Annotated in this window: 17 protein-coding genes and 1 pseudogene; 10 read left to right on the plus strand and 8 right to left on the minus strand. The window is 59.8% G+C overall.

All coding sequences use genetic code 11. From position 1 onward, the window contains the following. Window positions 1-30: 30 nt before the first annotated feature. Both PMI24_RS20355 and PMI24_RS20360 read right to left on the minus strand, forming a co-directional pair. Window positions 31-291, minus strand: coding sequence for a hypothetical protein (locus tag PMI24_RS20355; protein WP_007957240.1), 261 nt, complete (start codon window positions 289-291; stop codon window positions 31-33). After that, window positions 288-2,327 (minus strand): S-type pyocin domain-containing protein, encoded by a 2,040-nt coding sequence (locus PMI24_RS20360; protein ID WP_007957241.1) that lies wholly within the window; start codon window positions 2,325-2,327, stop codon window positions 288-290. The genes PMI24_RS20355 and PMI24_RS20360 overlap by 4 nt, the downstream gene beginning before the upstream one ends. 698 nt (window positions 2,328-3,025) lie before the next feature. Between PMI24_RS20360 and PMI24_RS20365 the strand changes: the two genes are divergently transcribed. The 4 genes from PMI24_RS20365 (at window position 3,026) to PMI24_RS20380 (ending at window position 11,465) form a co-directional block, all read left to right on the plus strand. Next, window positions 3,026-4,819, plus strand: coding sequence for a DUF1302 domain-containing protein (locus PMI24_RS20365; RefSeq protein WP_007957242.1), 1,794 nt, complete (start codon window positions 3,026-3,028; stop codon window positions 4,817-4,819). Window positions 4,820-4,842: 23 nt separating this feature from the next. Next, window positions 4,843-6,210, plus strand: a complete 1,368-nt coding sequence (locus PMI24_RS20370; RefSeq protein ID WP_007957243.1) for a DUF1329 domain-containing protein — start codon at window positions 4,843-4,845, stop codon at window positions 6,208-6,210. A gap of 139 nt (window positions 6,211-6,349) precedes the next feature. Continuing rightward, on the plus strand, window positions 6,350-8,893 hold the full coding sequence (locus PMI24_RS20375) for a LuxR C-terminal-related transcriptional regulator (protein WP_007957244.1): 2,544 nt from the start codon (window positions 6,350-6,352) through the stop codon (window positions 8,891-8,893). Between the two features lie 178 nt (window positions 8,894-9,071). Then, window positions 9,072-11,465, plus strand: coding sequence for a dermonecrotic toxin domain-containing protein (locus tag PMI24_RS20380; protein ID WP_007957246.1), 2,394 nt, complete (start codon window positions 9,072-9,074; stop codon window positions 11,463-11,465). 18 nt (window positions 11,466-11,483) lie between these two features. On the opposite strand, the gene PMI24_RS20385 is transcribed toward PMI24_RS20380, so the two are convergent. Further along, window positions 11,484-12,266, minus strand: coding sequence for an IclR family transcriptional regulator (locus tag PMI24_RS20385; protein ID WP_007957247.1), 783 nt, complete (start codon window positions 12,264-12,266; stop codon window positions 11,484-11,486). 163 nt (window positions 12,267-12,429) lie between these two features. Between PMI24_RS20385 and hmgA the strand changes: the two genes are divergently transcribed. The 4 genes from hmgA to PMI24_RS20405 all read left to right on the plus strand — a co-directional run bounded on the left by hmgA (window position 12,430) and on the right by PMI24_RS20405 (window position 17,163). After that, window positions 12,430-13,725, plus strand: a complete 1,296-nt coding sequence (gene hmgA, locus PMI24_RS20390) for a homogentisate 1,2-dioxygenase (protein ID WP_007957248.1) — start codon at window positions 12,430-12,432, stop codon at window positions 13,723-13,725. Between the two features lie 3 nt (window positions 13,726-13,728). Then, entirely contained in the window at window positions 13,729-15,033 is a 1,305-nt protein-coding gene (gene fahA / locus PMI24_RS20395) for a fumarylacetoacetase (protein WP_007957249.1), read from the plus strand. Between the two features lie 12 nt (window positions 15,034-15,045). After that, a complete protein-coding gene (gene maiA, locus PMI24_RS20400; protein WP_007957250.1) occupies window positions 15,046-15,684 on the plus strand; it encodes a maleylacetoacetate isomerase in 639 nt (212 codons plus the stop codon). An 81-nt stretch (window positions 15,685-15,765) separates the two neighbouring features. Beyond that, window positions 15,766-17,163, plus strand: coding sequence for an MFS transporter (locus PMI24_RS20405; RefSeq protein ID WP_007957251.1), 1,398 nt, complete (start codon window positions 15,766-15,768; stop codon window positions 17,161-17,163). Here the strand turns inward: PMI24_RS20405 and PMI24_RS20410 are convergent. Beyond that, window positions 17,087-17,890, minus strand: coding sequence for a SirB1 family protein (locus tag PMI24_RS20410; protein ID WP_007957252.1), 804 nt, complete (start codon window positions 17,888-17,890; stop codon window positions 17,087-17,089). The two genes, PMI24_RS20405 and PMI24_RS20410, sit on opposite strands and share 77 nt — an antisense overlap. 184 nt (window positions 17,891-18,074) lie before the next feature. Here PMI24_RS20410 and PMI24_RS20415 point away from each other — a divergent pair, with 184 nt between their 5' ends. Next, a complete protein-coding gene (locus PMI24_RS20415; RefSeq protein ID WP_007957253.1) occupies window positions 18,075-19,094 on the plus strand; it encodes a Glu/Leu/Phe/Val dehydrogenase family protein in 1,020 nt (339 codons plus the stop codon). Between the two features lie 167 nt (window positions 19,095-19,261). Here the strand turns inward: PMI24_RS20415 and PMI24_RS20420 are convergent. After that, window positions 19,262-19,519 (minus strand): annotated as a pseudogene (locus tag PMI24_RS20420) (YebG family protein); the annotation flags it as partial. 293 nt (window positions 19,520-19,812) lie between these two features. Between PMI24_RS20420 and PMI24_RS20425 the strand changes: the two are divergent. Next, window positions 19,813-20,313 (plus strand): phosphate-starvation-inducible protein PsiE, encoded by a 501-nt coding sequence (locus PMI24_RS20425; RefSeq protein WP_007957255.1) that lies wholly within the window; start codon window positions 19,813-19,815, stop codon window positions 20,311-20,313. Here PMI24_RS20425 and PMI24_RS20430 read toward each other — a convergent pair. The 3 genes from PMI24_RS20430 to PMI24_RS20440 form a co-directional block, all read right to left on the minus strand. Further along, window positions 20,310-20,627, minus strand: coding sequence for a DUF3509 domain-containing protein (locus PMI24_RS20430; protein WP_007957256.1), 318 nt, complete (start codon window positions 20,625-20,627; stop codon window positions 20,310-20,312). The genes PMI24_RS20425 and PMI24_RS20430 overlap by 4 nt on opposite strands. Before the next feature lie 199 nt (window positions 20,628-20,826). Next, a complete protein-coding gene (locus PMI24_RS20435) occupies window positions 20,827-22,128 on the minus strand; it encodes an HAAAP family serine/threonine permease (RefSeq protein ID WP_007957257.1) in 1,302 nt (433 codons plus the stop codon). A 63-nt stretch (window positions 22,129-22,191) separates the two neighbouring features. Next, entirely contained in the window at window positions 22,192-23,568 is a 1,377-nt protein-coding gene (locus PMI24_RS20440; protein WP_007957258.1) for an L-serine ammonia-lyase, read from the minus strand. Between the last annotated feature and the right edge of the window lie 127 nt (window positions 23,569-23,695).

Genomic DNA, 23,695 nt, shown 5'->3' on the forward strand with positions numbered 1-23,695 from the left:
CAGGTGAGAGCCTGGTGGCCGATTTGCCGATCAGGTGTATCTGTTTTCGATCATGAATTTTGGAGGGGACCAGTTCGGGCCTTTGATCGCCAGACCGTGCTCTCCGAGAGCAAGTACCCCGGCGGCGAAGAGGCGGGAGTAGGCGTTTTCGAGTGCGCCATACTCTTTGAGGATGTCACGGTTGTAGAGTCTGATCATCCTGTCCAGATGTGGATTTGCTTTGATCAAAGCGAACACTGCAACGATGTCATCAAGGGACTCGTTTTTTACGATTTGTTCGACAGTATTCATTTCCACATCTCCTTCAACAACCTTTGGTATTCGAGTTCCACTTGTTCTGCGTCGGCGGCCAGCGCTTCAGGTGTGTACAGCAGCGAAGCATCGTCTTTGAGTTTGAAGTCTTCCAGCGTTGCTGTGTGAACATTGTTCCACACAGGAGAGTTCGGATCAGGTCGTTCGTTATCCCCATATCCCAAGGCTCTGAATCTTTCTAGCTCTCTCAACTCATGAGTGTAGAAGCGCTTGTCTGTATCCGTTATCTCAAGCTCTCCGCTGATGATTTTTTCCAGGCGATCAATCATTACCTTATTGGCGGCCGATTCAGGAAATCTGGATATGTGCAGTTTCACGATAGTTGCTCCTTCTGATGTTGCAGTTACAGGTGTCCATGCCAAATCAAGAATTGAGCCGCCGATTTCTTTGGGGTTGAATGCGCGGCCACTGTGCTCGCCATCTTCGACGCCTCCGTCATAAGGACTGCTTAAAACCACATACAGAGGCGGTATCCCCGACTCAATCGGAAAGACCGTGATAAACCCACCCAACTCATACCGATCCAGTTCAGGAAACGGGTCGATCCGCCCCTCTCCAGGAACTACTTCAGCACCGTTGTAAATCGGCAGTTCCGAATCGGCCTGCGGCAAATCCGTCGAGGGATTCAACTGATCTACCAATGGCGTCCAGGTCAGCGTGGGGCCGTTGGTGTCGCTGGCAGTGGAAACGTAGGTGTTTGTGCGAGCGTCGAAGTGTGCGGCCCTGACGGGCACATTGGCGGGGACAGTCAGACCGTCCGTGGTGACTACAACGAACTCGATTTTGTCGCCCATCGTCGATGAACCGAGCCTGACCGGCAGATCGACATCTCCTCCAATGGCGGCTGACTGATACAGCTCATCGCTGCTCAAGTCGGGTGCCAGGTCTGACAGTGGAACGCTGGCAGAGTAAAGATCGCCGTTGCCCAGTCTCGAGGGTGCAAGCAAAGCGGCGAACCCGACAATTACCGGCGCCGCCGCTGTGGAGATGGCCGTCAGCGCCAGGGACACCGCCGTTCGCAGCGATGTTCTGAGTGCCAGCGTAGTTGCCGGGCTATTGCCAAAGACGCCAAGCGGCCCGCTGAAGGTGGGGCCGAATGCGGCCATTGATCCGGCATTGGCAACGACGGGGGATTGTCCGTTCGGGGCGTTTTCCGCTTGCAGACGTGCCTGCTCGGCAGCAATCTGCTGTGCGATAGCTTCGGCGGCGATTTGCGCCTGCTCGGCGGCAAGCCGTTGCACTTCAGCCAGCGCTGCAAGGCGCGCCTCTTCACGGGCCTGGATTTCCTTTTGTACCTTTTGCTGCCGTACCGCCTCTGCGAGTGCTCGCTGACGGTGTTGTTCAGCAGCGATTCGGGCTCGTTCGGCTGTTTGCCTGGCCAGCTCCCGGTCGTTGGCTTGGGAGGCGGCAAGCCAGGTGTAATAGTTGGTGTTCTGTCGACTCAGAATGTCGATGGTCTGGGACAGCAGCCTCACTTCATGAGCCGCGCGGTACGAAACGGTCCAAGCTTGTATGGCTATGCCATAGGGCTTGATCTGCGGCTCCATCTGCGAAGCCTTTTGGATAAATTCGGGCAGCGTTTTATTGGCAGGGTCACTGCCGAAGAACTGGTTAGCGATGGCGCTTTGTTGCTGAAGTACCGCCGTCTTGCGCGCTATCAATCTGTTGCGAATGTCCAGTTCGCGAATAACCGCTTGCGTGGGAGGTAGATAATGATTGGAGCCCTCCTGCCGAATCGTCGCTAATTCATGTTCAATTGTTTGTGGTAATTGAGTCGTACGGGTTTGAAATTCACTCTCCAGAACACTGATATTTGATTGCATGGCGTGTGCGATCATATGAGCGGAGTGGGCGGTCATTTGCATGCCATGCCCATGGCCAAACATCCCGCTGCCGTGAGGAATTCTGGGCGAATGGGATGGCGGCATAATGAATGTGTCGCGTGGTGCAATGCCTCGTATATGGACGGCGTCGTTAATGCCTATTTCCAATCTTCCTGATGGAGGGGTTGCCATATTCATATCCTTTTGAATAAGCAGGTTTGTAATAAGCCGGCAAAAAGTCGTAGCGCCGACAAGCGTTTGCATGGAATCAAGTTACAGCAAGATGTATTGGCCTGATTCTGATTAGGCTGTAGTTGATGGCGAATTAATCTGTATGAAATTTGAGCTGGTATTAAAAAGAGTGGATATTTCCCGTTTTAAAATGGAAATATCTGACGAGCTATTCGGAATCTTCCATGAGTGAACGATGTGATCTTTTTCGCAGGCATAAAAAAGGCCGCTGCAAACGCAGCGGCCAAGGTAAGACGTTGGATCAAGGAGCTACAAATCAACGTCAGTGAACACCGGGGCGAGGGATCGAAAACGCTTCGGTCCATCAGAAATCGGTTGCCGACGACTCGGTCGCGGACTTCGTGCTTGCTGGCGGTCTGCCGTGAAAGCCCGCTCAGAATAAGGGCTGGCGCCTCAGGGAAAAATAGCGATTCCGGACATGCACTGTTACGGGGCATGTAACAGTGGCGCGCACCGCGGTCGTCATTATCCGTTGCGTTGATAGTGGTGCATCCAGCCTGTTCATGGCGGACGCAAAGCCTTGTCGCAGGCGGGGATTCATCCTTTCGAGCGACAGCGTGAATACCTCCTTGGTGCGCTTATCGTCCCCGTGTGGCGGCAGTAGGGTGAGGCCTTCTGTCACTCACCGGGGAAGACGCATGACAAAAACAACAATGCGCGCCATCTTCACACCGCACGCGCTCGCCGCTGCGGTGGCCTTGGGTTGCTGTGCCCAGGCGCACGCGGTCGCTTTCAATATCGGGGAAATCGAAGGCACCTTCGATTCGTCGCTGTCGGTGGGTGCGAGCTGGGGCATGCGCGATGCCGACAAGTCGCTGGTGGGGACGGTCAACGGCGGGACGGGCCAGTCTTCCACCGGTGATGACGGGCGTTTGAACTTCAAGAAAGGCGAGACCTTTTCCAAGATCTTCAAAGGCATCCACGACCTCGAACTGAAGTACGGCGACACCGGTGTGTTCGTGCGCGGCAAGTACTGGTACGACTTCGAACTCAAGGACGAAGACCGCGAGTTCAAACCGATCAGTGACAAGGGCCGTAAGGAGGGCGCCAAGTCTTCCGGCGCGCAGATTCTCGATGCGTTCGTCTACCACAACTATTCCATCGCTGATCTGCCGGGGACCGTTCGCGCCGGCAAGCAGGTGGTGAGCTGGGGCGAAAGTACCTTCATCGGCAACTCGATCAACAGCATCAACCCGATCGACGTCTCGGCGTTTCGCCGGCCAGGTGCGGAGATCAAGGAAGGGCTGATTCCGGTGAACATGCTGTTCGCCTCTCAGGGGTTGACCGACCAACTGACGGTCGAGGGCTTCTACCAACTGGAATGGGATCAGACCGTTCTCGACAACTGCGGCACCTTCTTCGGTGTCGACGTGGCGGCGGACGGTTGCAACAACGGCTACACCGTCGGTAGCCCGGCGATCGCCCCGTTGGCGCCGCTGGCGGCAGCCTTCGGCCAGCCGATCCAGGTTACCCGCGAAGGCGTGATCGTGCCCCGTGGCGGCGACCGTGATGCACGGGATTCCGGGCAATGGGGCACGGCGTTGCGCTGGCTCGGCGATGACACCGAGTACGGCCTCTACTTCATGAATTACCACAGTCGCACACCGACCGTCGGCACCAGCACCGCCGGCCTGTCGACCCTGTCGTCATTGCCGGGCATGGTCGGGATCGCCAACCGGCTGGCGCCCGGCAGCGGATCGGGACTGGCGCAAAGCGTGATGCTCGGGCGCGGTCAGTACTACCTCGAATACCCGGAAGACATCCGCCTGTACGGCGCGAGTTTCTCCACCACACTGCCGACCGGCACCGCCTGGACCGGCGAGATCAGCTACCGGCCCAACGCGCCGGTGCAGGTCAACACCAACGACCTGACCCTGGCCTTGCTCAATCCGATTGCCGGCGGTGCCGCGTCGCCGCTGGTTACCTCACCGGGTGCTGACAACAAGGGCTACCGGCGCAAGGAAGTGACGCAGATCCAGAGCACGCTGACGCACTTTTTCGATCAGGTCTGGGGCGCTCAACGTTTGACTCTGGTGGGTGAAGCAGCGGTGGTTCGGGTCGGCGGACTGGAGTCGCGCAGCAAACTGCGTTATGGCCGTGACTCGGTCTACGGCCAGTACGGTTTCGGCGGTGACACCGACGGTTTCGTCACCTCCACCTCCTGGGGTTATCGCGCCCGGGCGATCCTCGATTACGCCAACGTGATCGGCGGGATCAACCTCAAGCCCAACCTGTCCTGGTCCCACGACGTCGCCGGTTATGGCCCCAACGGTCTGTTCAACGAAGGCGCCAAAGCCGTCAGCGTCGGGGTCGATGCCGACTACCGCAACACCTATACCGCGAGCCTGAGTTACACCGATTTTTTCGGTGGTGACTACAACACCCTCGAAGACCGTGACTTCGTGGCCCTGAGCTTCGGTGTGAACTTCTGATCTGCCCGAGAAGGATGAATGCAATGCGCAAGATGATTCTGCAATGCGGTGTCCTGGCCCTGAGCCTGCTGGCCGCCAACGTGATCGCGGCGGTGTCGCCGGACGAAGCCAACAAGCTCGGCACCAGCCTGACGCCGCTGGGCGCCGAGAAGGCCGGCAACGCCGACGGCTCGATTCCGGCCTGGACCGGCGGCATCCCGAAAAACGCCGGTGCGGTCGACAGCAAAGGCTTCCTGGCTGACCCGTTCGCCAGCGAAAAACCGCTGTTCACCATCACCGCCGCCAACGTCGACAAGTACAAGGACAAGCTGTCCGACGGCCAGGTGGCGATGTTCAAGCGCTACCCCGAAACCTACAAGATTCCGGTCTACCCGACCCATCGCACCGTGGCCGTGCCGCCGGAAATCTACGAGTCGGCCAAGCGCAGTGCGCTCAATGTCACGACGATCAACGACGGTAACGGTCTGGCCAATTTCACCGGCAATCGCTACTACGCCTTCCCGATTCCGAAGAACGGGGTCGAGGTATTGTGGAACCACATCACCCGCTATCACGGCGGCAACGTCAAACGGATCATCACTCAGGTGACCCCGCAGACCAACGGCAGTTACACGCCGATCCGCTTCGAAGAAGAGATCGCCGTGCCGCAACTGATGAAGGATCTTGACGCGGACAAAGCCGCCAACGTCCTGACCTTCTTCAAACAGTCGGTGACCGCCCCGGCGCGACTGGCCGGTAACGTGCTGCTGGTGCACGAGACCCTTGATCAGGTGAAGGAGCCGCGTCTGGCATGGATCTACAACGCCGGCCAGCGCCGGGTGCGCCGTGCGCCGCAGGTCGCCTATGACGGGCCGGGCACCGCTGCCGACGGCCTGCGCACCTCGGACAACTTCGACATGTTCTCCGGCGCGCCGGACCGCTACGACTGGAAACTGATCGGCAAGAAGGAAATGTACATTCCGTACAACAGCTACAAACTCGATTCGCCGAGCCTCAAGTACGACGACATCGTCAAGGCCGGACACATCAACCAGGACCTGACCCGCTATGAACTGCACCGGGTCTGGGAAGTGGTCGGCACGGTGAAACCGAACGAGCGGCACATCTACGCCAAGCGCCACATGTACATCGACGAGGACAGCTGGCAAGTGGCGCTGGCCGATCACTACGACGGTCGCGGGCAACTGTGGCGAGTGGCCGAAGGGCACGCTCAGTACTACTACGATCACCAGGCCCAGGCCTACACCCTCGAAGCGCTCTACGACATCATCGCCGGCCGCTACATTGCCCTGGGGATGAAGAACGAAGAGAAGCACAGCTTCGAATTCGGCTTCGAAGCCAAGGCCGCCGACTACACCCCGTCGGCCCTGCGCGCCGAGGGCGTACGGTAAGGGTTTCGATACATGGGCAAGGCAAAAGGCGACCGTACGGTCGCCTTTTTTATGGGCGCCAATCAGCGTACTGAATACTCGTCAACAAGCGCCGGGGAGAGGGCTAGGGTGAGCGTACAACGATAAAAAGGCGTACCCGATGACCGCCATGACCCACGCTCCGGATCGAGCGGGTTTTCTCCCGAGACTGTCTTCCCATCACCTTGCGCGTCCGCGTCTTTGCGGTGCTTTGCTCGAGTCTGCGGCGCGGGTCAAACTGGTCTGCGCACCCGCCGGCAGCGGCAAGACCGCGCTGCTCACCGAATGCCTGCTCCAGGCGCCCGTCAATTGCACGCTGTGCTGGTTGCCGCTGGCGGGCTCGTCCTTGAGCGTTGGCGAATTTTGCGAACGGCTGGCGCGCACTATGGGACTGACAGGCGCAGACGAGACATCACTGCTGTATGAACTGGCGCGGCGTACTTCGACAACGTGGGTGCTGATCGATGACTACTGCCGATATCCGGAGCCTGCGCTGGATGCCTTTCTCGACCGGATGCTGGCGGTCAGCAGTCCGGCCCTGACGTGGTGGATCGGCACGCGGCGCCGTCCGTCCTGCAACTGGCCCCGCTTGCTGCTCGATGATGCTTTGTACGAATGTGAAGGCGCGGCGTTGGCGCTGACCCGGGACGAAATCGCACAAGCGTTGCGACACTTGCCTCCCGCCCAGGCCGACAGCGTGGCGGGGCGCATCTTCCAGCGCAGCGGCGGCTGGTGCGCCGGGGTGCGGATGCTGTTGATGCAAAAATGCGACTGGTCGCAAAAGACCTTGCCGCAGCAACGCATGGACACCTTGCTGGACTACCTGCAACACGAACTGTTCAGTGGTCTGAGCCCGGAGTTGGCCGAGGCCTGGCGTGTGCTGGCGCATTTGCCGCGGTTCAATGCCGAGCTCTGTGAACACCTGTTTGGTGCCGGAGAGGGCGCCCAGTACTTGCGCACGCTGCAAGTGCTCGGCTGCTTTATCGAGCCCTGGAACGATTCGGCCGACTGGCTGCAGGTTTGCCCGTCACTGTCGCACGTCATTCGCGAAGAACAGTGGCCATCGGGGCGTTCCTGGCATCGTCGGGCATGCCAGTGGTTCGCTGCCGCGAATGACTGGCGCTCGGCTTTTGAACAGGCTCTCCTGGCCGAAGAACATGAGGCGGCCATCAGTCTGTTGCAGCACTTCAGCTTCGAGCATCTGTTCGAAGAGCAAACGGTGGTGCTGTTGTTACGGCTGCATGAAATCCGCGGCGGTGAGCTGACAATGAGTTCGCCACAGCTGGTCGGACTGATGACGGCGGCGTTGCTGTTTGCCGGTCGCTTTGAACAGGCGGGGCAATGCATTGCGCGTCTTTCGTGTTTCCTGCCGCAATCCTCTGCACAGGGTGAGTGTCAGCTGATTGCACGCTGGCAGGCGTTGAGCGGTTGGCTCGCGCATCTCGAGGGGCGAATGGAGGCTGCCCAAGAGCATTTTTCTCAAGCATTGGAAGTGCTGGACGCGGACAGCTGGATCGCTCGGGCAATGTGTTTGTCTGGATTGACCCAGCAAGCACTTTTAAGAGGCGAACTCGACGTTGCGCATGCCTGTAACCGCCAGGCGCTGTGTCTGGCACGCGCGCAAGGCTCGCTGGTGTTCGAGGCACTGCTTGAGCTCGATCATGCGCAATTGCTGGAGCAGCGCGGCACAGCGTCCCGGGCTGAAAGCCTCCTGGCCAATGTCCACGATTTGCTTGGCAAGCAATCGAACCGGCCGACACCGTTGATGGGAAGAATCGCGTTACGCCGAGGGCGGCTGGCTTTGAGTCAGGGGTTGGACGCCCGCGCCGCAGGGTTTTTCCAGGCCGGTCTGGAGGACTGCAAACGAAATCATGACAAGCGCGTGCTGTATGGCTTCATCGGACTGGCGCAATTGGCCGCCAACCAGGCGGACTACGAACAGGCTTTCGTGTGCCTGCGTGATGCCGAGCGGCTGATGCAACTGCGGCAGATTCCGGACACGGTCTATCGCGGTGCCTTGTTGCACGCCAGCAGCCTTTTCTGGCTGCAGCAAGGACGTAACGAACTGGTTTGCGAGGCGATGACCCGCCTGCTGCGACACTATCAGGGACCCGGTGCATTGCAGGCTCCACCTGCGACGCTGGAGCTGGTTCCACGTATCGAGTATTTGCTGATCCTGGCCGAGGTTGAATTACACAAGGCTCACTGCCCGATCGCGCGCCTCCAGCAGCTTCTGGAAACCGCCCGGCATTGCAGAATGCTTTCTCTGGAAACCGACCTCCACCTGGCATTGGCCGAGGTCGCGTTCGCGCTGGGTGACGAATTGTTGGCCAGATCTCATTTGCAGGCGGGTTGTGAAATGGCCAGCCTGCATGGACTGCATCAGGCGCTGCATGAGCTGAAAATGCGCCGTCCCGAACTGATTGACGGGGTTGCCGAGACACCTTGTGCAGTCAGTTCGAGCGGTGGCGCATTGCTCAGTCAGCGAGAACTGGAAGTTTTGAGACTGATTGCCAAAGGGTATTCCAATCAACAGATTGCAGATCAGCTGTTTATTTCCTTACATACGGTAAAGACTCATGCCAGGCGTATACATGGAAAGTTGGGTGTCGAGCGCAGAACGCAAGCAGTGGCCAGTGCAAAGATACTGGGTCTGGATGTATAGCGGCGTTACAGCGGGAGAATGATTTATTTGTTCGGTTTCTTCTCGGAGATAATTATTAAATATTCAAAATGTGAAGTAACGGGTCGCTTGTTTTAGTCGGGGTTGTTGAGCGTTAGTTTTGTTGCATTGAATAAATGGCGTTGTGTCATTTAGTTTTTGATGCTGCAAGGAACTCGCAATGAACGATTTAAAAGATACCCTCGGCGTTCGTCCGCAATGGCTCGCTGGCACCAGCTCGTACAATCAACAGAAGTATGAATACCTGATGCAGCAAATGGCTGGCCAGGAAGCGGAGCTCAGGCAACTGCTGGGCAAGTCGGCATCCTTGAAGACCTATGCATCCGCACGTGTTCAGGAATGGACGAACAGCGCATTGAGTGCTCGAATTGATCCGGAAAGTGTCAGTGTCGTTTCCCGCTTCAACATTCAAATGGCTGGTCGCACGCTGGTTCAAGAGGATAAGCGTTCGTTACTGGAGCTGGCATTGTTCGGTCTGCATGATCAGAACCACCGGTCTGAAATGAAGTTCGAGGGTCAGATTCCTTCAGGCTTGACTCAAGCACGCGTGGAAAACTGGTTGTCCGGGGTCGATATCCGATCGGATTACTTCGAAGCGCTTCGAAAATCCTTTGATGATTACGGTGTGCAAATCGCATTGTTGGGTACCTTTGCAACCCGCATCGCTTTCAGCGCGTTTTCGGCGACTTTGCAGGGACATCTCAATCAGTCGAGCATGCAGATGGTCGAGCGCTTCCTGCAGGGGGACCGCAGCATTTCGGCATCGGCGTTCGTGTTGAAGGGATACCGATATGGTTTCAGGGACCTGACGGCTTTCCAGCAAAAGAGCAATCCCTATGGCGCCTGCGCCTTGTACGCTCCAGGCTCGCCCGGCGGGCGGGACTGGTACGCGTTCCCCAATATTCGCGAGCTCGAGTTTCAGGTGGCCGGCTGGGTCAGGACTGACGAGGGCGTGAGCTATCTGACGTCCCAGGCGCATCCTCAGGAGAGGGGCGCATTGACGAAGTATGCGAAACAGCTTCAGCAACTTCCGAGTGCCTGGAAAGGCGCAAACTTCTACGAATGGCCCGAGGCACCCGAAGGGATTCTTGCAGAGGCGGTTTTCTATCAAGTGTCCTGGGACCTGGCCCAGGAGAGTCTTGTCCAGCCGGTTGGCTATCGAAACTCGTCTGCCGATCTTCGTCAGCGTTACGCTCGATTGAACACGGAGTTGAAAGCCCTCTATACCGTCAACGCTCGCGAAGCCGGCATTGTTCCTTATGAGACTTTTTGCCGTGATCTCATAAAAAATAAAATAGAAGACCTGCTGAAAGCATCCGGGGAAATCGTCGTAGTCAATCCTGATGAGATTATTGTCGAGCTGGAGCAGGGTGAAGAAATTTCGTTGTCGCGGATCATTATCAAAGAGACGCCGTTCACTGTGCGTGAAGTGGAGGGCAAGCTGCCAGGTATTTATCCGCGCTTTCGCGTGAGTGCAGGTCATCCAACGCTGCACAATCTTGATATTCGTCAATTGGCAAGCTGGTCCCGAACATTGCGCCCGGGAGAAAAGTACATTGCCATGTTGCGTTCGGTTTATCTGAACAATAAACATCCAGACTATGAGCTTAAGCGGGAAATACATTTTAGAGCGCAGCAAGCCGAGATGTACCGGGCGGTATTGTCCAGCCAGTTTTCCGGCGAGATGTCCCCAGGGTTGGCTGAACAGTTGAATCGTTTGATCGCAGGGCTGGACAAGGCCTCGGATCCATCGTTTCCTCCTTATGGAGAAACCGTCACCAACGTGCAATACAGTGCGGTGTTCAAACTGCATTTGAAGCGTTGCCTGATTGAAGGCGTCTACGTTTTCAGATTGGTAGAGGGCGGAAAAATCACCGAGATTCTCTACACGCCCAACGCACCCGATGGTATCCATTACCGCCCGATGAATCAGCTCTTTGCGTCGATCAGGGAAAACGCTCTCGGCCAGTATTTCTATGAACGGGTCAAATACATCGAGCAGCCGATCATCGGGACTTTCATCAATAACATCGAGTTCAAGAACATCTCCGAAAGCCCGCCCGTGCTTGAGATGAACAGCCGTGTGCAGTCGTTGCGGGCGAGTTACAACGCCCGCATAGAACGGATTATTTCCGATGTGGACGCACAAACGACCAGCCTTGGTGAAATCATCGGGAAACTGGTTTATGACACGTCAGTTCTGGCTGCAACGGTGGTCAGCATGGTTATTCCACCGGTGGGGCTGGCGCTTTCAGCGGTGCAGATCACCAGGAATGTTCTCGAGGGTGCCCAGGCTTACAAGTACGGAGATCGGGAAACAGCGTTCGACCATTTCAAGGATGCGTTGCTGGACCTGGCCTCTCTGGTTCCCGGAGGGAAAGAAGCGACCAAGGCTCAGAAGACCCTGATCCAGCTTCTGGGCGACGCCAACACGGTCGTCGGTCTGGTGGCTTCGGCCACTGGCCAGAGTCTCGGCTACGAGCGTTTTCAGGAACTGCTTGAGGAGATCCTGAAAGAAGAGTCGGCCAGCGATAGCCAGACGTTGTTGCTGTAACCGGCTGAAGTCATCTGACTAGCGGGCGTCAAACCCCATCCGCCAGCTCACGGCCCGCGTCGCCGCCAGCAACCGCTGCGCCGCCGGGCCGTTTTCGTCGGCATGAAACAGCGAGGTCGGGCCGACGATGGTCAATACCGCAGCGACCTGCCCGAGAGCGTTGAACACCGGTGCCGACAAGGCATCGACGCCGGGCATCAGCAAGCCGTGAACATGATGCAGACCGCGTTCGCGGATCTGTTCGCACAACGCCGCATAGGCTTTTTCGTCTGCCAGCGGATGGCCGCCGCTGGCGATTTCCTGCTCGCGCAATTCATCGGTTTCCCGATGCGGCAGGAACGCGCCGAAGACCAGGCCGGTGGAGGAACTGAGCAACGGTAATACCGAGCCCAGTTGCGTCACTACCGTCACCGCGCGCACCGCCGGTTCGATGTGCACCACGGTCGCGCCCTGATTGCCCCATACCGCGAGGAAACAGGTTTCGTTGAGTTCGTCGCGCAACTCGGCCAGCGGCAGGGCGGCGACTTTTAGCACGTCCATACTGTTGAGAGCGGCCAGGCCCACGCGCAGCGCTTCACGGCCGAGACCGTAGTGGTTGGTGGCGGTGTTCTGCTCGGCAAAACCCGAGGCGATCAAAGCCTGCAGATAACGGTGAACCTTGCTCGCGGGCATCTGCACATGTTCGGCCAGACGCGACAGCGAAGTGGACGGCGACAACTCGGCCAGGGCCTTGAGGATGTCGGTGCCGACTTCGGCGGAGCGGACTTTCTGTTTGCCGTTGCTGTCGCTGGTTTTTTCCATGGTGCTGCCGTGTCCCGGAACGAATGGCCGTCTTTATAGCTTGACGCTGGATAGCGAGCAAATTACGTTATGCGTAATTGAATTACGATAAAAATAACCCCGGCGTGCCAAGACCTCTGATCCAGAGCGTCCGGCCATGCCGACTCCCTGTTCAGGAGGCTCCATGAACCTCGATTCAGCCCTGGCTTACCAGTCCGGTTTCGGTAACGAATTCAGCTCCGAAGCACTGCCCGGCGCACTGCCCGTCGGCCAGAACTCCCCGCAGAAAGCCCCTTACGGTCTGTACACCGAACTGTTCTCCGGCACCGCGTTCACCATGACCCGCAGTGAAGCGCGGCGTACGTGGATGTACCGGATCCAGCCGTCGGCCAATCACCCGGCATTCGTCAAACTCGAGCGGCAACTGGCGGGCGGCCCGTTGGGTGAAGTGACCCCCAATCGCCTGCGCTGGAACCCGCTGGAGATCCCGGCCGAACCGACCGATTTCATCGACGGTCTGGTGAGCATGGCGGCCAATTCCGCCGGCGAAAAACCGGCCGGCATCAGCATCTATCACTACTGCGCCAACCGTTCGATGGAGCGCGTGTTCTTCAACGCCGACGGCGAGCTGCTGCTGGTGCCGCAACTCGGGCGCCTGCGAATCGCCACCGAACTGGGTGTGCTGGACGTGGCGCCGCTGGAAATCGCCGTGCTGCCACGGGGCCTGAAATTCCGCGTCGAATTGCTCGATCCGCAAGCACGCGGTTACGTCGCCGAAAACCATGGCGCTCCATTGCGCCTGCCGGATCTGGGGCCGATCGGCAGCAACGGTCTGGCCAATCCACGGGATTTCCTGACCCCGGTCGCCGCGTACGAAAACCTGCAACAACCGACCACCCTGGTGCAGAAATTCCTCGGCCAGTTGTGGGGCACCGAACTCAATCACTCGCCGCTGAACGTGGTCGCCTGGCACGGCAACAACGTGCCGTACAAATATGACCTGCGCCGCTTCAACACCATCGGCACCGTCAGTTTCGATCACCCGGATCCGTCGATCTTCACCGTGCTGACCTCGCCGACCAGCGTCCACGGTCTGGCCAACCTCGACTTCGTGATCTTCCCGCCGCGCTGGATGGTGGCGGAGAACACCTTCCGTCCGCCGTGGTTCCACCGCAACCTGATGAACGAATTCATGGGCCTGATCCAGGGCGAATACGACGCCAAGGCTGAAGGTTTCGTGCCCGGCGGTGCATCCCTGCACAGCTGCATGAGCGCCCACGGCCCGGACGGCGAGACCTGCACCAAAGCCATCAACGCGGACCTCAAACCGGCGAAGATCGACAACACCATGGCCTTCATGTTCGAGACCAGCCAGGTGCTGCGCCCAAGCCGCTTTGCCCTCGACTGCCCGCAACTGCAATCCACTTACGACGCCTGCTGGGCCACGCTGCCCGCCACGTTCGACCCGACCCGGAGATAACCCATGACTCAGAATTCCATCACCCGCAGTTGGGTCGCTTCGGCCAACGGCCACACCGAATTCCCGCTGCAGAACCTGCCACTGGGCGTGTTCAGCGTCGAAGGCTCGGCACCACGCGCGGGCGTGGCGATTGGCGAACACATCTTCGATCTGCAAGTGGCGCTGGAGGCCGGGCTGTTCGACGGCGTCGCGCGCAGTGCGGTCGAAGCCATGCGCGGCGGTCAGTTGAACGCCTTCTTCGAGCTCGGTCGCGACGCCCGCGTTGCCCTGCGCGAGCGTCTGCTGGAACTGTTCAGCGAAGGCAGCACTCACCGCGGCAACATCGAAGCCCAAGGCGCGAAACTGCTGCCACTGGCCGCCGATTGCCAGCTGCACCTGCCGGCGCGCATCAGCGATTACACCGACTTCTACGTCGGCATCGAGCACGCGCAGAACGTTGGCAAACTGTTCCGTCCGGACAACCCGCTGCTGCCGAACTACAAACACGTACCGATCGGCTACCACGGTCGTGCCTCCACCGTGCGCGCCTCCGGTGCCGACGTGCGCCGCCCGAAAGGCCAGACCTTGCCAGCCGGTGCGACCGAGCCGACCTTCGGCCCGTGCGCGCGTCTGGACTATGAGCTGGAACTGGGGATCTGGATCGGTCAGGGCAACGAGATGGGCGAGCCGATCGCCATTGGTGACGCCGCTGAACACATCGCCGGTTTCTGCCTGCTCAACGACTGGTCGGCCCGTGACATCCAGGCCTGGGAATACCAGCCGCTCGGCCCGTTCCTGTCCAAGAGCTTCATCACCAGCGTCTCGCCATGGGTGGTGACCGCCGAAGCGCTGGCGCCGTTCCGCACCGCGCAACCGGCGCGTCCGCAAGGTGATCCGCAGCCGCTGCCGTACCTGCTCGACAAGCGCGATCAGGAGGGTGGTGGTTTCGACATCGAGCTGGAAGTGCTGCTGCTCACCGAGAAAATGCGCGAACAGAATCTGCCGGCCCATCGTCTGACCCTGAGCAACACCCGCTACATGTACTGGACCGTTGCGCAAATGGTTGCGCACCACAGCGTCAACGGCTGCCAGTTGCAGGCCGGTGACCTGTTCGGTTCGGGCACCTTGTCCGGCCCTGAAAACGGCCAGTTCGGCAGCCTGCTGGAAATCACCGAGGGTGGCAAAAAGCCGATCGAACTGGCGTCCGGTGAAGTGCGCAAATTCCTTGAAGACGGCGACGAAATCATCCTGCGCGCCCGCTGCGCCCGCGAAGGTTTTGCCTCGATCGGTTTCGGCGAATGCCGTGGCACCGTGCTGGCGGCGCGCTGACAGGAGCGGCTCATGGATCTCTATACCTATTACCGCTCCACCTCGTCGTACCGGGTGCGGATCGCGCTGGCACTCAAGGGTCTCGACTATCAGGCGCTGCCGGTCAACCTGATCGCACCGCCCGGCGGCGAGCATCGGCAACCGGCGTATCTGGCGATCAATCCTCAGGGCCGGGTGCCGGCCTTGCGCACTGATGACGACAAGTTGCTGATTCAGTCGCCGGCGATCATCGAGTACCTGGAGGAACGTTATCCACAGGTGCCGCTGCTGCCCGAAGACCTCGTTGCCCGTGCACAGGTGCGCGGCGTGGCGGCGGTGATCGGCTGCGATGTGCACCCGCTGCATAACGTCAGTGTGCTCAACCGCTTGCGCGGGTTGGGGCATGACGAGCCGCAAGTTAACGAGTGGATCGCTCACTGGATCAGTCAGGGATTGGCGACGGTGGAGCAGTTGATCGGCGACAGCGGCTTCTGTTTCGGCGAGTGGCCGTGTGTGGCGGACGTGTACCTGATTCCGCAGCTGTACGCGGCCGAGCGTTTCAACGTTTCGCTGGAGGCGTTTCCACGGATTCGTCGGGTGGCTGCGTTGGCCGCTGAACATCCGGCGTTCATTGCGGCGCATCCGGCGAATCAGCCGGATACCCCGAAGTAGCATTTGATGGCTCCCGTGCAGCGCACGGGAGCCATTCCGGTTACCCGCAAAAAATCATAAAAACAAAACAGGTACCTTGCGATGCACAACCAGATTGCCAGCTTTCGGGCGGCACTCGACGCCCGTCCTGTGTCCCGCTTTCAGTGGTTGCTCCTGATTCTTCTCGCCTTGCTGCTGGTCACCGACGGCTATGACGCCCAGGTGCTTGGCTACGTGGTGCCGGCCCTGGCGCAGGACTGGGGCCTGGAGAAATCGGCGTTCGGCCCGGTGTTCAGCGCCAACTTGCTGGGCCTGACGCTGGGCTCGCTCGCCGTGACGCCGCTGGCCGACCGCTTCGGCGTTCGACGGATTCTGCTCGCCTGCGTGCTGATCTACGCCAGCCTCACCGTGCTGATGGTGTTCGCCGATTCCCTGAATACCCTGATGATCGCGCGCTTCATCTGCGGTATCGGCATGGGCGGCGCGATGCCCAGCGCCATGGCGTTGATGTCGGAATATTCACCACCGCGCCTGCGCACGTTGATGGTGACGCTGGCGGCCTGCGGCTTCTCGTTCGGCGGTGCGGCGGGTGGTTTTGTCGCGGCGGGTTTCATCGACCGTTTCGGTTGGCAAGCGGTGTTCCTCGCTGGCGGTGTCACGCCGTTGCTGCTGTTTCCGTTTCTCTGGTGGATGCTGCCGGAATCCTTGCCACGTCTGCTGCGTGATGCGCCGCCCTATGCACGCCTGCGCAAAGTCACCGCGCGAATGCTGCCAGATTGGCAGCCACCGGCCGCATCGGTCGAACAGAACGAACGCGAGCAGGGTAGCAAACTGACTGTGGTGGAGTTGTTCCGCAACGGATACGCACGCCCGACCTTGCTGATCTGGTCGACGTTTTTCGTCAGCCTGATCCTGCTGTATTTCATGATCAGCTGGCTGCCGTCGCTGCTGCTGGAAAGTGGCCTGAAACTCAACGAAGCGAACCTGGTGACGTCGATGTTCCTGTTCGCCGGCACGCTGGGGGCGATCTGCATGGCGTGGTTCGCCGATCGTTTGAAAAGCAAGGTGCGACTGTTGTCCGGCGTGCTGGCTGGCGCGGCGGTGTGCACGATCCTGCTGGGCCTGAATCACGACAATCCGCGCTATCTGGTGGCCTGTGTGTTCGCGGCGGGGTTCTGCATTATCGGCGGGCAACTGACGCTCAACGCGTTCGCCAGCAATTTCTACCCGGCGCATGTGCGTGCCACCGGCACCGGCTGGGCATTGGGAGTAGGGCGGTTCGGCTCGATTCTCGGGCCGCTGTTCGGCAGCCTGTTGTTGGCGATGCACATTCCGGTGGAGCAGATTTTCTTCTTCTGTGCGATTCCGGCGGTGATTGCGGCGTTGCTGATCATTCAGGTGCGTTCGCCAGCCACTGCCCTGTTCAGTGGACAACCGAGTTCGGCGGCAGATGCCCCAGCCGTTCCGTCAGGCGAAGTCGCTGAATCGGGTCGTCACTGAGCAATAGCGCGTGCTCCAGATCGAAACGCTCGGCGTTCGGGCAATCGAGGCGCTGGTACAGACTGGCGCGAGCCAGATAGTCGGCGGCGCTGGCGTTGCCCAGTTCGAGCACGCGCTCGGCATCGATCAGCGCCGCGATGAAGTCGTCGTGGGTCAGGTGCAGCTGGCGCAGGTTGCGTGACAGGCGCTGAAGCATCTGCACCGGTTCGGCAGTCAGCAGGTGGTCGGCGTTGAGTTTCATCTGGTGGCCGTACTGGCGATGCAGCAGTTCGCGGCAATCGTTCGGATACAGGCGCCGTCCGCCGCACGGATCGAGCAGGTGATCGGCCCCGGGAACCTTCAGCAGGAAATGCCCGGGAAAGTTCACGCCCACCAGCGGAATCTCCAGGCCACGGGCCAGTTCCAGAGCGATCAGTGCCAGCGCCAGCGGCTGGCCGCGTTTGGTCTGCATGACTTTGTGCACCATCGCGGCCTGCGGGCGCAGCGGTACGAAATCATCCTGGGCAAACCCCAGATCGGTCATGCGCCGCAGCAGCGGTTGCGCCAGCTCGCTGACCGGCAGCAACGGCAAGCCATAGCTGACCCGCTGCTGCAGTTCCTTGAATTCCTGCAACAGCGCTTCGGGGTCGGCTTGTTTGTCATGTTCGGCGGCCATCCACAACGCGGCTTCGAACAGCGCGGGCGGTGAACGGTGCAGACAGTCGAAGAAACGTTGGCGCGGACTCATCTAAATCTCCGGGGCATGCCTCGTTTTAGCCCCGTCTTTGCCATTCGTCCAGTACCGGGCCGCTCTGCCATCGGGTTATGCCACAACCCTCCGATCGGTGGCGGCGCTTATTCCGGTGCGCTTCAGCAATTTTCAGGCGCAAGCCTATACTGGCGTCTACCAGAAGTGATTCGGGAGCCTGCCGATGTTCGCTCTCATGCAAAGCACTCGCTTGGAATCGCTGCACCTTAGCGTTGATCCGGTGTCCGGATTGAAGGCGGTCATTGCCATCCATAACAGTCGCCTGGGGCCAGCCCTGGGCGGGTGTCGTTATCTTGCCTATCCGAACGACGAATCCGCGGTCGAGGACGCCATACGCCTGGCCCAGGGCATGAGCTACAAGGCCGCGCTGGCCGGCCTCGCCCAGGGCGGCGGTGTCGCCGTGATCGTGCGGCCGGCCCATGTGGAAAATCGTGGCGCCTTGTTCGAAGCCTTCGGCCGTTGCATCGATCAGCTCGACGGGCGCTACATCACCGCCATCGACAGCGGCACTTCGGTGGCGGACATGGATTGCATCGCCCAGCAGACCCAGCATGTCACCAGCACCACCTCGGCCGGCGACCCCGCGCCGCATGCGGCGATGGGCGTGTTCACCGGAATTCGCGCCACGGCCATGGCGCGGCTGGGCAGCGACAATCTCGAAGGCTTGCGCGTGGCGATTCAGGGGCTGGGCAACGTCGGTTATGCCCTCGCTGAACAGCTGCACGCTGCCGGTGCCGAGCTGTTGGTCAGCGACATCGACCACGGCAAGGTGCAACTGGCGATGGAACAGCTCAACGCCCATCCGATTGCCAACGACGCATTGCTCAGCACGCCGTGCGACATCCTCGCGCCGTGTGGCCTGGGCGGGGTGCTCAACAGTCACTCGGTCACCCAGTTGCGCTGTTCGGCAGTGGCGGGGTCGGCCAACAATCAGCTGACGCACCTGGACGTCGCCGATCAACTGGAACGGCGCGGCATCCTGTACGCGCCGGATTACGTGATCAATGCTGGCGGGCTGATCTACGTTTCCCTCAAGCATCGCGGCGAAGAACTGACGACCATCACTGCGCACCTGTCGAAGATCAGTTCGCGCCTGACAGAAGTCTTCGCCCACGCCCAGGCGGAAAAACGATCACCCGCGCGGGTGGCGGACGAGTTGGCGGAGAAGGTGTTATACCGCTGAGGTTTGTCCGGGCATGAAAAAGCCCCTGAGTCTTTCAACTCAGGGGCTATTCAATTCAGAGGCTCCAATTCAGGTGCCGATTACTTCGCAGCCTTCGCCGCCTTGGCAGGTTTGGCTGGCGCTTCTACCGGTTCAGCCACGTCTGCCGGCTCGGTTGCCACAACCGGTGCCGCCGGTGCGTTGATCAGCTCCGACAGGGCATCTGGCTGGCTCTTGAACGCCCGGGCAAACACATCGCGGTTCTTCGCCATGAAGATCCCGACTTCTTCCACTTGCTGCTCGCTCAACGAAGGAACGGCTTTTTCCAGTACTTCGGCCAACAGTTCGGCCAGTTCGAGCATTTTGTCATGACGGTCAGCTTCGGCTTTATCCATGAACAAGCGCTCCAGATCTCGGCTGCTGCGGTATACCACTTCGACGGCCATTCACCACCTCACATGCCTTCACATTAAGTTGTCTTTGCGACCACTGTATCTATATACAGCGAAAAGGATAAGCGAATCCCTGCGCTTTGGGTAGTGGCTTTTCAATGTAGACCGGATTCGGATTTTGTCAGCCCGACGCCTGCGCACAGGTGCGACCAAACGCCACGGCGCGGGTTTCGCGGCGGCTCGCCATGATGGCGTGGCCTCTTTTCTGCATGCATCTGCGTACGTGCGCAATAACCGTCACGTCCAGCAAGCAACATCCGCTCGAACCGGGCTAAGGAACCTTCATCGTGAAAATCAACTGGGCCGAGAAACTGCGGCAAAACGTGCACCAACTGGCCGAGTCCCTGGGCAACCTGTTCGTCGAGACCTTCCACTACCTGGCGCTGTTCGCCATTGGTGCAGTAACCGCCTGGGCGGCGGTGATGGAGTTTCTCGGGATGCTCGAGGAAGGGCACATCAAGATCGATGACATTCTGTTGCTGTTCATCTATCTGGAACTGGGGGCGATGGTCGGGATTTATTTCAAGACCAACCACATGCCGGTGCGCTTCCTGATCTACGTGGCGATCACCGCACTGACGCGCCTGCTGATCTCCAACGTCTCGCACCACAATCCGCCGGACATGGGCATCATCTACCTGTGTGGCGGGATTCTGCTGCTGGCGTTCTCGATCCTGGTGGTGCGTTACGCCTCGTCGCAATTCCCTTCGGTGAAAATCGAGAACCCGCACCGCAAGATCGGCACGGGTTCCAGTGAACATCCTGAAGTGGAGAAGGGCGAACTTTAAAGGCCGGCAGTTGGCCGGGGCTGATGTTTGGCCTGACGCGGTGGTGGAGCGATTCCGTCGCCGCGGGTCATGGCATCGAGGATCGCCATGGCGCTGTGGCCCTGTTCGATGGCGATGCCGAATTGAATGCTCTGAACCAGGCGCTTCAAGCGCTTGGGGTCGTTGCGCTGTTCGGCGCTGATCATCCGTTTGGCGACGATCCGGCCGCCATTGGAGAGGGTCAGCATGATGCTGCCGTCGAGCCCCTGAATGCTCAGGTTGATCTGATAGTCCGGCGCGAAGGCATCGGTAATGATCTGAAAAGGATTGTCCATGATGCGTCACCGCCTGATTGAACGTGCAGTTGTTGACCGGCCTTGATCGGGTTGGTTCGCCAAACCTGACCATCGGCCCTTCCGTGGTCCTGTCTCCTTCAGCGATGTAGCAAGGGACATGCCGGGAATATTGTCGAACAATGAAACCGGCCAAAAAGAAGGCGAGCCCATGGCTCGCCTTCTTCGTTTGCGGCCCGTTTCAGGGCAGAACCGAGTAGATGATCGCTGACAGTGCAATCAGGCCGATCAGCACCACGAACACGTTGGACACCTGGCCCGAATACTGGCGCAAGGCCGGCACGCGGCGGATTGCGTACATCGGCATCAGGAACAGCAGGCAGGCAATCACCGGCCCGCCAAGGGTTTCGATCATGCCGAGGATGCTCGGGTTGAAGGTTGCCACGGCCCAGCAGCTGAGGATCATGAACAGCGCAGTCGCACGGTTCAGCCAGCTCGCCGACATCACCCGGCCACGGCTGCGCAGGCTTTTGACGATCATGCCCTGGAAGCCTTCGCTGGCGCCGATGTAGTGGCCGAGGAAGGATTTGGTGATCGCCACCAGCGCAATCAGCGGCGCGGCGTAGGCGATGACCGGGGTCTGGAAGTGGTTGGCCAGGTACGACAGGATCGAAATGTTCTGCGCCTTGGCCGCTGCCAGATCCGCCGGCGACAGCGCCAGCACGCAACTGAAGCAAAAGAACATCACCGTCACCACCATCATGCCGTGAGCCATGGCGAGGATGCCGCTGCTCTTGCGTTCGGCCTGGTCGCCGTAGCGTTGTTTCTGCTCGACGGCGAACGCGGAAATGATCGGCGAATGGTTGAACGAGAACACCATCACCGGGATCGCCAGCCACAGGGTCTTGAGGAACACCGACATTTCCATCGGTTCTTGAGCACTGGCGAAGAATGCGCCGTTCCAGTTCGGGATAAGGCTGATACCGAGCAACAGCAGCGCGGCGACGAACGGATAGACCAGCACGCTCATGGCTTTGACGATCACGCTCTGACCACAGCGGACGATGGCCATCAAGCCGAGGATCAGCGCCAGCGACAGCACCGCACGTGGCGGCGGGGCGATGTGCAACTGGTGTTCGAGGAAGCTGCTCAGGGTGTTGGTCAGCGCCACGCTGTACACCAGCAGGATCGGGAAGATCGCGAAGAAATACAGCAGCGTGATCAGTTTGCCGGCGCCGATGCCGAAGTGTTCTTCCACCACTTCGGTGATGTCACCGGAACGGCCCGACAGCACGAAGCGGGTCAGGCCGCGGTGCGCGAAGAAGGTCATCGGGAACGCCAGCAACGCCAGGATCAGCAACGGCCAGAAACCGCCGACACCGGCGTTGATCGGCAGAAACAAGGTGCCGGCACCGATGGCCGTGCCGTACAGGCCGAGCATCCAGGTGGTGTCGAATTTGCTCCAGCCCTTGTGGGCGGTTTCGTTATTGCGTGTGCGGTCTACAGCGGGATTTTCGGCAGCAGGTGTGCGTACATCGGTCATCGTTTTTGCCTCGTTATTATTCTTGCTCGGGCTCACGTGTTACAGGCGGTCAGGGAGCGCTCCTCAGCACTCCACCCAGCTCACGGCCAAGCCGCCCCGTGAAGTCTCTTTGTATTTGTCATGCATGTCGGCGCCGGTATCGCGCATGGTGCGGATCACCCGGTCGAGGGAAATGAAGTGTTTGCCGTCGCCGCGCAGGGCCATTTGCGTGGCGTTGATTGCCTTCACCGCAGCGATGGCGTTGCGCTCGATGCACGGCACCTGCACGAGCCCGCCGACCGGGTCGCAGGTCAGGCCGAGGTTGTGTTCCAGGCCGATTTCGGCGGCGTTTTCCAGTTGCTCAGGCGTGGCGCCCAGCACATCGGCCAGACCCGCAGCGGCCATCGCACAAGCGGAGCCGACTTCGCCCTGGCAGCCCACTTCGGCGCCGGAGATCGAGGCGTTTTTCTTGCACAGGATGCCGACCGCTGCCGCACCCAGGAAGAACGCGACCACGTCATCGTCTGACGCGTCGGGATTGAATTTCATGTAGTAGTGCAGGACGGCCGGAATGATCCCGGCAGCACCGTTGGTCGGCGCGGTCACCATGCGCCCGCCGGCGGCGTTTTCTTCGTTGACGGCGAGGGCGAACAGGTTGACCCACTCCATCGCCGACAGGGTCGAACTGATGACGTTCGGCTTGCCGATTTCCAGCAGGCTGCGGTGCAGTTTCGCCGCACGACGCGGCACATTCAGACCGCCGGGCAGGACGCCTTCGTGACGCAGGCCTTGCTCGACGCATTCGCGCATCACCGACCAGATATGCAGCAGGCCCTGGCGGATCTCGGCGTCGCTGCGCCAGGCCCGTTCGTTGGCCATCATTAGTTCGGAAACCCGCAGGTTGTGCTGCTTGCACAGCGCCAGCAGTTCGACGGCGCTGGAGAATTCGTAAGGCAACTCGACGTCACCGGCCGGCGCCACACCCGATTCGGCTTCGGCCGCTTCGATGATGAAACCGCCGCCGACGGAGTAGTACGTTTGCTCGAACAGTTGGCCGGATGCTCCGAAGGCTGTCAGCGACATGGCGTTTGGGTGGTAGGGCAGGCTCTCGTCCAGCAGCAGGAGATCGTGCTGCCAGTTGAAGGCAATCGAGCGTTCACCGGCGAGGGACAGTTGGCCGGTCTCGCGCAGTTGCTGGATGCGTGGCTCGATGGTCGACGGATCGATGCTGTCCGGCCATTCGCCCATCAGGCCCATGACCGTCGCGCGGTCAGTGGCGTGGCCGACACCGGTGGCCGAAAGCGAACCGTACAAACGGATTTCCACCCGCTGAACATCGTTCAGCAAATGCTGCTCGATCAGGGCCTGGGCGAAGGTCGCGGCGGCGCGCATCGGGCCGACGGTGTGGGAACTGGACGGGCCGATGCCGACTTTGAATAGATCGAAAACACTGATAGCCATGCTAAACCCTTACAAGCAATGGAGTAGGAATCGCTGCCATTTTTTGTAGGACAAGCGCAATGTCGGCGATACTGCCTCCCTCGCTTCAACGTGACTAACGAAACTTCCTAAGTAAGCCTTTAGCAGG

Source organism: Pseudomonas sp. GM25, from assembly GCF_000282255.1.
In the GTDB taxonomy this organism is placed as follows: Bacteria; Pseudomonadota; Gammaproteobacteria; order Pseudomonadales; family Pseudomonadaceae; genus Aquipseudomonas; species Aquipseudomonas aphyarum.